Raw genomic sequence first — 8040 nt, forward strand, 5'->3', positions numbered from 1 at the left:
GGTCAATGGAATATCGATCGTCCCGACCGCCGGCAAGCCGAGAGCGGCGAACAGCTTCGCCGGGTCCTCGCCGTCGTGCCCCGAGGCCGTCAGCGACTCCATCCTCGCGGGTCACGATCCCGTCCGGGCCGGTCGTCCGGCGACTCTGGCGGCGTCGGGGGGTTCACTCGTGCACAGGGGCCGGCGACCGGCACGGGCTCATTCGGGCAGGCGGGCCGGCCGGTGCGTCCAGCGGTGCCACCAGTGCCGGCGGCGCCGGTGTACCGCGCGGCCCAGCCGCCGGCCGAGCAGCAGGTAGCCCAGCAGCGCGCCGGTCGTGTTGAGGATGACGTCGTCGACGTCGAAGGCCCGGCCCGTGACGAGGGCGCCCTGGATGAGCTCGACGAGCATCATGAGCACGGCCGTCACCACGGCCACCCGCAACAACCCCCGCGCGGGCGGCACCAGTACGGGCAGCAGGACGCCCAACGGCACGCCCAGCAGCAGGTTGCCGCCCAGCTGGCGGATCGCGTCCCGGGCCGGGGCGTCGCCCAGGTAGAGGCTGATGGAGCGTCCGGGGTGTACGTTGCTGTGCACCAACTCGACGGATGCCGCCGAGGGTTGGAGGGTGAGGTGGGCGAGCACCACGCTGAACCCCACGGTGGCGACGAAGGCCGCCACCATGGCGAGCGCCCGCAGTGCGGGATGCGCCCGGTCGTTCTCCGCGAAGGCCTCCCACGTCTGGCGCGGCGGCTGCGGCGGCCGCTTCGGCGGGCGCCGCCGACCGCTGCGCGCCGCGTGCACGCGTTCCTTGAACCTGTCCTTGATCCGCGTCGTTGTCCGGCTCATACGGCCGCGCTTACCCCCGAACTGCGGCTGGATGCAGGCAGGTTGTCGGCGGACCGAGCGCGTCGCGTCAGTGCGCCCAGGGCAGCCGGACCGCCTCGATCTCGGGGTCCGCCAGCAGTGCGCCGACGAGTTCGGGGGGACCGACGACCTTGGTGGCCCACAGGTCGTAGTCGGTGCACAGGACCCAGGAGCGGTCCTCGGCCCAGAGGTTGGCCGGACTGAAGTCCGCCTCGTACCGGTCGTAGAGGGTCCCGGCGTCCCCGAGCCGGCCGGCGTGCACGTGGAGGTCGGCGTAGTCGCGGGCACCGACCGAGATCGGGTTGTAGTACGCCAGGCAGCGGGTGTCGGCACCGGCCGGACTGTGTGCGGTGAGGAGGGCGATCAGCCGGAACCAGGTCTCGCGGTCCAGGCTCCCCTCGGTGGGCGGGACGATGCCCAGCGGCCAGCTGCCCTTCCTCTTGACCGAGGGGAAGCAGCGGTAGGAGGGGAGCAGGCCCTCGGGTACGGCCGGGTCGCCGGTGCGGCGGGCGAGCTCGCTCCAGCGCAGCCGCCGCCAGCCGGGGCCGGGGTGCCGGGCGCGGCCCAGGCCCCCTCCGGTCGAGACCGTCCCCTCGTCCAGGTCGACGCCGCCGACGATGTCGGGGGCGATGCTGCCGTCGGCCAGGCCCGCCCGGCGGTGCTCGTGGTACGACACGTTTGCTGGCCCCTGCTCGTGCTCGTACATGGCGTTGAGCACCCACGCCGCGTCGGGCAGCGCCGGGGGCAGGAAGCCGGTCAGACCGTCGCCGCACAGCTCCAGCAGCCAGTCGGTGGCCCCGGCCGGCACGCGCGGCCAGAGCTCGGTGATCGGGTTCGGTTCCTCGGACATCCGCCCATGCTCGCAGCCGACCGCCCCACCCCGCCGCGACGCGCGGGGGCGGCCGCGGCGGGCCCGGTTACGCCTCTTAGGATCATGGTCATGGCTACGCGACTCGTGCAGATCAACATGAAGGCCCACGACGACGCCGCGCTCGGCGCGTTCTGGGCGGCGGCGCTCGGCTGGGGGACGGACAGCGAGGGGCCCGGGGTGACCAACCTCGAGCCCGTGGGCTTCGCCTACCCCGACCCGGTGGCCGTGTGCATCGACATCATCGCCCGGCCGGAGCCCAAGACGGTGAAGAACCGGGTCCACCTCGACCTGGCCACCACCTCGGACGCCCACCAGAAGGAGCTGGTCGCGCGCCTGCAGGACCTGGGCGCGACCCTCGCCGACGTGGGCCAGGGCGACGTCCCCTGGACCGTCATGGCCGACCCGGAGGGCAACGAGTTCTGCGTCCTGGAGCCCCGCCCGCGCTACCGGGACACCGGGCCGGTGGCCGCGGTGGTGGTGGACTGCGCCGACCCGCGCGAGCAGGCCCGGTTCTGGGACGCGGCGATGGACTGGACGCTGCACGAGGTCGGCGACGCCCAGGCGAGCCTGCGCTCGGCCCAGGGCGTCGGCCCGTACCTGGAATTCGTCCGCACCCCCGACGCCAAGACCGTGTGGAACCGCGTCCACCTCGACATCAGCCCCTACCGCGGCGACGACTTCGCGGCCGAGGAGGCACGGCTGCGCTCCCTGGGCGCCGGCGACCCGGGGATCGACCAGTCCGGCATCTCCTGGTCGATCCTGTCCGACCCCGAGGGGAACGAGTTCTGCCTGCTCAGCCCCCGCTGAGCGCAGAGCAGGGTGCCCAGCGGGCCGAGGCGGATGTTCAGTTCCTCCGGCTCCAGCCCGCCGCCGGTCCACAGCCGGTCAACAGCCGGTCCGCCAGGTACACCGGGGCGGATCCGTCCGTGGTCGGTCACCGCGGACCCCCCTCCCGGCCCTCCGCGTCCCGGGTGCCGTCGCTGATGTGGGTGAAGGAGTACGGGACCCGGGGGCCGGTGAGCGCGGCGCGCATCCCGGCGGGCAACTCCTCGGGTCCGGGCAGCCGTTCGAGGAAGTCCGGGCGGTCGTCACGGGGCACCAGGTAGGCCGCGTTGAGGACGTTGACCTCGGGCGGGCCGGCCTCCTCGGGCGTCCCGGACGGCTCGGGCTTCACCAGCCCGGCGCGCTGCGGAGGGTGCAGGACCGCTTCGGCCGCGAGGGCGGTCAGGCGCCGGTGGACGGCCTCGGCCGTGGTCGCGGCCGAAGCGGTCCGCTCCTCGTGCCGGCGCCGGTCGCCCAGCCGCCGCCGGAGGTGGTCCCGACCGGTGGCGGGGGCCCCGCCGGCCGCCGGCACCGGGACCTCGGGGACCTCGGGGCCCGCCGGGTCCGCGTACAGCTTCACCCCCCACTCCTCGGTCCCCTCCAGCCGGGCCAGGGCGGCCAGCAGGCGCTCCCGGCCTTCCCGGAGCAGCCTGCGGACGCCGTCCTCGCCCCGGCAGACGGTCGCCAGCTGCAGCGGGACCGTGGTGCGCGCCCCGCCCAGCGCGGTCACCACCCGGTGGTGGGCCCGGGCGAGGCCGGCCAGCCAGGACAGGTCCTCCAGGCGCAGGTGCAGCGCGGCCTCTTCGAAGTACGCGTGCTCGACCGGGTCCACCACCGCCGCGAGCACGCCGTCGCCGACCGCCCGGGGGCCGGGGGCGGGGCCGTCCGCCCCGCCGTCCACCCCCTCGACCCCGGCCAGCTCCGGGAGCTGCGGGACGGCGGCGTCCGCCGCGGCCACGACCGCGTACACGTACAACAGCTCCGGCTCGCTCATACCCGCTCCTGACGCTGTGGGGCTCCGGCGCCCGGCGGGCCCCTTCGAGGCGGTCCCGGTCGTGAGCAGTCCCACCGTCAGCCCACCTCCGCGAAGCTGTACGGGGGGAGCGGGCCGGTCACCTGGACCTGCAGGTGGGTGTGCTGCTCGTGGACGCCCCGGACCGCCTCCAGGAAGTGCTCCTGGTCCTCCCGGGCCACCAGGAAGGACAGGTTGGCCAGCCAATCGGTGCCCTCCGGTCCGTGCCGCACGGCACGGGCGTACGGCCGCAACGCCTCCGCCACGAGCACGGCATCGGCCTGCTCCCGGGCCGCCACGGCGGCGGCGACCATCTCGCCGAAGGCCAGCTTCTGCGCGTGCGTGCCGCCGCCGGCGTCGCGCAGGTCCTGCTGCACGGACCGCAGCCGCGGGTCGCCGGTCAGGACGGTCGCGCGCACGTCCTCCTCGAGGTGCGAGGCCTTGACGTTGAACTCGTCCTTGCCCTCGAGCTCCGTCAGCCGCTCCAGGTAGCTCTCCTCGTGCTCCGCCAGGACGGAGGTGACGGTGTCGTCGTCGGGGGAGACCCCGCCGAAGCGCAGCGGGAGGACCGGGCCGGTGCCGCCGGCCTGGATCACCACCCGCTGGTGCGCCAGCAGGTCGCGGCGCTCGGGCTTGAGTTCGGTGGGCGCGTCGCTGACCAGTGCCACCAGTTGTCCGGCGCGTACGGCGCGGACGGGCAGGGGTGGTTCGCCGATGCCCGCCAGCGCGTCAGGCAGCTTCTGTCCGGCTCGTGCGATGCCGTAGACGTAGGTGCTCATTCCTTCTCCTCCCGGCGGGCGGTGGCGCGCCGGCCGCGGGGCCGGCTCCCGGTCTTCTCGTCCCGGGCCGTTCTGCTGCCGCGTATGTCCTGCCGCCCGTACCGCAAACCGCCCCGGCCGCGCCGGATCCGTCGGCGAACCCCCGTACCGCTGGGGCGGGTTGCCTGGGCGCAGGACCGGGCGGCCGCCGGCCCCGACGGCTCCGCCTCGGGAACGGCACGGGTACGGGGCGCATGACCGGCCCGGATCGGGGGAGCAGCGGGACATCGTGATCAGCCGTGGACCGACCTCACGTTTGGGAAAGGCAGACCTATGGACACCTCCTCCCTCCCGCTGGCCGCCGCCGGAGCCGGCGGCGGACTGCTGGCCGTGGGCATCGTCGTGGCGCTCCTGCTGGTGCTGGCCGTCTGGTGGGGCATCCGGCGGCGCGCCGCCGAGCCGCCGCCCCCGCGCAATCCGGTACGGCCGCCCGTCCACCCCCAGCACGTCGAGGAGCGGCGCGAACCGGACGGCACGGCGTTCCCCGACGACGGCGACCGGCTCTCCCCGCACGACATGAAGGGCTACGGCAACTTCGGCAGCCGCCGCGAGGGCGACGAGGGCCCCGGCGCGTAACGGGCCTCCGCCGGGTCAGAGGGTCACGACGGTGATCTCCGTGGCCTTCACGCTGCACCACACCGCGGTGCCGTCGGCGATCCCCAGCTCGGCGGCCGCCTGCGGGGTGATCTCCGCGACCACGTCGGCCACGGCCGGCGAGGAGACCAGGACCCGCAGCCGGCTGCCGGCCGCGGTGACCTCGCGGACGGTGCCCGACCACACGTTCCGCGGGCTGCCGGCCGGCTGCTCCCGGTGCAGGGAGACCGCCTCGGGGGCGACGATGGCCAGCGCGTCGGAGCCCTCCGGGCAGGGCTCGGCGACCACCACCGCCCCGCCGGCGGCGAGCTTGACGCCGTCGGCGGTGGTGGTGCCGGGCCAGGCGTTGCGGCCCAGCATCCGGGCCACCCACGGCGAGCGCGGGTTGCGCGTCACGTCCGCGGGCGAGGCGTACTGCAGGGCGCGGCCGTCGGAGAGGACGAGTACCCGGTCGGCCAGCGAGACGGCCTCCACCGGGTCGTGGGTGACGATCAGGCAGACCCCGCCGAAGCCGGCCAGGTGCGTGCGCAGGGTGTGCCGTACCCGGGCCCGGGTGGTCTGGTCGAGGGCGGCCAGCGGCTCGTCCAGGAGCAGCAGCCGGGGCCGGGCGGCCAGCGCCCGGGCCAGCGCCACCCGCTGGGCCTGGCCGCCGGAGAGCTGCGCGGGCCTGCGGCCCGCCAGGTGGCCCACGCCGAGCCGGTCCAGCCACACCCGGGCCGCCTCCCGGGCCTCGGCCCGGGCCACGCCCTGGGCCCGGAGGCCGTACGCGGTGTTGCCGGGGGCGGTCAGGTGCGGGAAGAGGGCGCCGTCCTGGGGCACCCAGGCCACCCCTCGCCGGTGCGGCGGCATCGCGGTCACGTCGTCGCCGCCCAGCCGCAGGTCGGCGTGGGCCCGCGGGGTGAGGCCGAGCAGGGCGCGGAGCAGGGTCGTCTTGCCGGCGCCGTTCTCGCCGACGACAGCGATCGTGGTGCCGGGCTCCGCCTCCAGGGTCAGCCGGTTGAAGCCGGTCACCTCGGCGTGCAGCGCCCACCGGCCTTCCGGCGCGGGCAGCGCGCGCTCGTCCCGCTCGGGATCCAGTACGACCGGGTCGTCGGCGGGCGCGGCGTGGTGGATGCCGCGGACGGCGTGGCCGCCGGTCCACCGGCCGCGCAGCGCGACCAGGACCGTCATCGCCACGAAGGTGGCCGCCACGACCGTCCCCGAGGTGTGGAACGGCAGGGTGATGCCGAAGGCGTCATCGAGGAACGGGCCGAGCAGCCCCCGCCGCCCGAAACCGAGCAGCAGCGCCACGCCCCCGACCGTCGGGGGCAGCACCATCGGCAGCAGCACCAGCGACCGCTCCAGCGCCTTGCCGTGGAAGTCTACCCGGGCCAGCAGCCAGGCCAGCGGTACGCCCAGCAGTACCGAGAGCCCCAGTGCCCAGAAGGACACGAGGAGGGAGAGCTTCAGCGCCTCCACCGAACCGGGCGTGGTGAGGTGCGCGCCGAGCTCGCCCCACTCGGTCCGGACCAGGATCCCGATCAGCGGCACCATCAGGAACGCGACGGCGAGCAGCGCGGGCAGGGCCAGGACCAGCGGGGGCCGGGGCCGGGCGGTGCGACGGGTGATCACGGTGCGGCTCGTGCTCGGTCAGGGCTTCTGGAAGCCCGCGTCCTGCAGGATCTTCTGCGCGTTGGGCGAGGAGAGCCACTGCACGAAGGCCTGCGCGGCCGCGGTGTTCTTGGTGGCCTTGAGGGTGGCGGCCGGGTAGGAGGCGACGGCGTTCTGGTCGTCCGGGATGTCGACCGCCTCGACCTTGCCGCCCGCCCCGGTGGCGTCCGTCGTGTAGACCAGGCCCGCGTCCGCCTCGCCCTTGAGGCCGTCCATGGTCTTGGTGTCGGCGGTGACCAGCGCGTCCGCCGGGGCGCCCTGCTTGACCTGCGAGGCCAGCTCCTGCGACCCGGCGAAGGAGAAGGTGACCTTCGTGCCCGGATGGGCCTTCTCGTACGCCGCACCCGCGGTCTTGAACACGTCGGTCAGGGAGGCCGCGGCCAGCACGGTCAGCTTGGCCGCCGGCACGCCCGCCGAGTCGGAGGCGGAGGGCGAGGCCGCGGCGGGGGCGTCGTCCGAGCCGCCGCAGGCGGCCAGAGCGGGGACCAGGAGGGTGCCGCCGAGCAGGCCGGCGGTGGCGCCAAGACGCCGGACGGCGGTAGGTGAGCGCATGGCTGGATTTCACTCCGGTTCGGATTGTCCGGGCCCCGTGCACATGCAGGGCAGGCGGTCCAGCAAGGCGGTATTTACCACCACTGGAGCATCCGTGAGCCCTCATCTGCAATTCGGTCCAGGTGCGCCCGTAGTAAATCGACCCGAGGGATTGATGAGTCGAATGTCCCAGGTCGGACGGGTCGGGGGGCTGGGGAAACTCGGGTATGGGGACCCTCCTCGAATCCGCCACCCGGGTGCGGCCGTTCGGTTGGCGAATGCGATGTACCTGAATCGGGAGCGGATTCTCGTCCAGTAGTGTCGGAAATGGCGCAGGTCACATACGTACCTGCCGTTTCGTTTCCGAGTTTGTGAGGCGTGTTTCCATGAGCCTGTCCATCCGTAACCAGATCGCCGGCACCGTCACCGCCGTCACCGCCGGCGAGGCCATGGCTTCGGTGAAGGTGCGCCTGACCGGCGGCCAGGACATCACCGCCGCCATCACCACCGACGCGGTCAAGGACCTGGGCCTGGCCGAGGGCTCGTCCGTGAAGGCGCTCGTGAAGTCCACCGAGGTCGCCCTCGCCACCGGCCCGGTCGAGGGCATCTCGATCCGCAACCAGCTCCCCGGCACGGTCACCGACGTCGCCACCGGCGGTGCCATGGGCTCCGTCAAGGTCACCGTCGAGGGCGGCGAGCTGACTGCCGCGATCACCAAGGACGCCGTCGAGGCCCTGGGCCTGGCCGCCGGCACCTCGGTCGTCGCGCTGATCAAGTCGACCGAGATCTCCCTCGCCGCCGCCTCGGGATCGTCTTTGCTTGGCTCGCCAAGGTAGACGTATCCATCTCGCTCCCCGCAGTTTCTGCCGGCGCGCTGTCCGCAAGCCTCTGCTGCC

Annotated in this window: 9 protein-coding genes; 3 read left to right on the plus strand and 6 right to left on the minus strand. The window is 74.3% G+C overall.

Features of this window, described 5'->3' with window-relative positions; all coding sequences use genetic code 11:
- Window positions 1-198: 198 nt before the first annotated feature.
- The gene (locus AB0O40_RS36875; RefSeq protein ID WP_365050481.1) at window positions 199-828 is read right to left on the minus strand and encodes a VanZ family protein; all 630 of its coding nucleotides are present in this window, start codon (window positions 826-828) and stop codon (window positions 199-201) included.
- A 67-nt stretch (window positions 829-895) separates the two neighbouring features.
- On the minus strand, window positions 896-1696 hold the full coding sequence (locus AB0O40_RS36880; protein ID WP_365050482.1) for a hypothetical protein: 801 nt from the start codon (window positions 1694-1696) through the stop codon (window positions 896-898).
- A gap of 90 nt (window positions 1697-1786) precedes the next feature.
- On the opposite strand from AB0O40_RS36880, the gene AB0O40_RS36885 reads away from it, so the two are divergent.
- Window positions 1787-2524, plus strand: a complete 738-nt coding sequence (locus AB0O40_RS36885; RefSeq protein ID WP_365050484.1) for a VOC family protein — start codon at window positions 1787-1789, stop codon at window positions 2522-2524.
- A 127-nt stretch (window positions 2525-2651) separates the two neighbouring features.
- Here AB0O40_RS36885 and AB0O40_RS36890 read toward each other — a convergent pair whose 3' ends face one another.
- The gene (locus tag AB0O40_RS36890) at window positions 2652-3533 is read right to left on the minus strand and encodes a GvpL/GvpF family gas vesicle protein (RefSeq protein WP_365050486.1); all 882 of its coding nucleotides are present in this window, start codon (window positions 3531-3533) and stop codon (window positions 2652-2654) included.
- A 77-nt stretch (window positions 3534-3610) separates the two neighbouring features.
- Window positions 3611-4330 carry a GvpL/GvpF family gas vesicle protein gene (locus AB0O40_RS36895; protein ID WP_365050487.1) on the minus strand — a complete coding sequence of 240 codons (720 nt, stop codon included), beginning with the start codon at window positions 4328-4330 and terminating at the stop codon, window positions 3611-3613.
- A 312-nt stretch (window positions 4331-4642) separates the two neighbouring features.
- Here AB0O40_RS36895 and AB0O40_RS36900 point away from each other — a divergent pair, with 312 nt between their 5' ends.
- Window positions 4643-4945: a DUF6479 family protein gene (locus AB0O40_RS36900; protein ID WP_365050489.1), complete on the plus strand. Its 303-nt coding sequence runs from the start codon at window positions 4643-4645 to the stop codon at window positions 4943-4945.
- Between the two features lie 15 nt (window positions 4946-4960).
- Here the strand turns inward: AB0O40_RS36900 and AB0O40_RS36905 are convergent, their stop codons facing one another.
- Complete coding sequence (locus tag AB0O40_RS36905; RefSeq protein ID WP_365050494.1) at window positions 4961-6496, minus strand: ATP-binding cassette domain-containing protein; 1536 nt, start codon at window positions 6494-6496, stop codon at window positions 4961-4963.
- A gap of 96 nt (window positions 6497-6592) precedes the next feature.
- A complete protein-coding gene (locus AB0O40_RS36910) occupies window positions 6593-7165 on the minus strand; it encodes an extracellular solute-binding protein (RefSeq protein WP_365050491.1) in 573 nt (190 codons plus the stop codon).
- Between the two features lie 365 nt (window positions 7166-7530).
- Here AB0O40_RS36910 and AB0O40_RS36915 point away from each other — a divergent pair, with 365 nt between their 5' ends.
- Window positions 7531-7980 carry a TOBE domain-containing protein gene (locus AB0O40_RS36915; protein ID WP_365050493.1) on the plus strand — a complete coding sequence of 150 codons (450 nt, stop codon included), beginning with the start codon at window positions 7531-7533 and terminating at the stop codon, window positions 7978-7980.
- The last annotated feature ends 60 nt before the right edge of the window (window positions 7981-8040 follow it).

It is taken from the genome of Streptomyces sp. NPDC089919, from assembly GCF_040684615.1.
In the GTDB taxonomy this organism is placed as follows: domain Bacteria; phylum Actinomycetota; class Actinomycetes; order Streptomycetales; family Streptomycetaceae; genus Streptomyces.

Excerpts from the sequence above, each read along its gene's own strand:
- AB0O40_RS36895 (WP_365050487.1), bottom strand. The coding sequence starts at position 4,330 with ATGAGCACCTACGTCTACGGCATCGCACGAGCCGGACAGAAGCTGCCT.
- AB0O40_RS36905 (WP_365050494.1), bottom strand. The coding sequence starts at position 6,496 with ATGGTGCCGCTGATCGGGATCCTGGTCCGGACCGAGTGGGGCGAGCTC.
- AB0O40_RS36900 (WP_365050489.1), top strand. The coding sequence starts at position 4,643 with ATGGACACCTCCTCCCTCCCGCTGGCCGCCGCCGGAGCCGGCGGCGGA.
- AB0O40_RS36890 (WP_365050486.1), bottom strand. The coding sequence starts at position 3,533 with ATGAGCGAGCCGGAGCTGTTGTACGTGTACGCGGTCGTGGCCGCGGCG.
- AB0O40_RS36915 (WP_365050493.1), top strand. The coding sequence starts at position 7,531 with ATGAGCCTGTCCATCCGTAACCAGATCGCCGGCACCGTCACCGCCGTC.
- AB0O40_RS36885 (WP_365050484.1), top strand. The coding sequence starts at position 1,787 with ATGGCTACGCGACTCGTGCAGATCAACATGAAGGCCCACGACGACGCC.
- AB0O40_RS36875 (WP_365050481.1), bottom strand. The coding sequence starts at position 828 with ATGAGCCGGACAACGACGCGGATCAAGGACAGGTTCAAGGAACGCGTG.
- AB0O40_RS36910 (WP_365050491.1), bottom strand. The coding sequence starts at position 7,165 with ATGCGCTCACCTACCGCCGTCCGGCGTCTTGGCGCCACCGCCGGCCTG.
- AB0O40_RS36880 (WP_365050482.1), bottom strand. The coding sequence starts at position 1,696 with ATGTCCGAGGAACCGAACCCGATCACCGAGCTCTGGCCGCGCGTGCCG.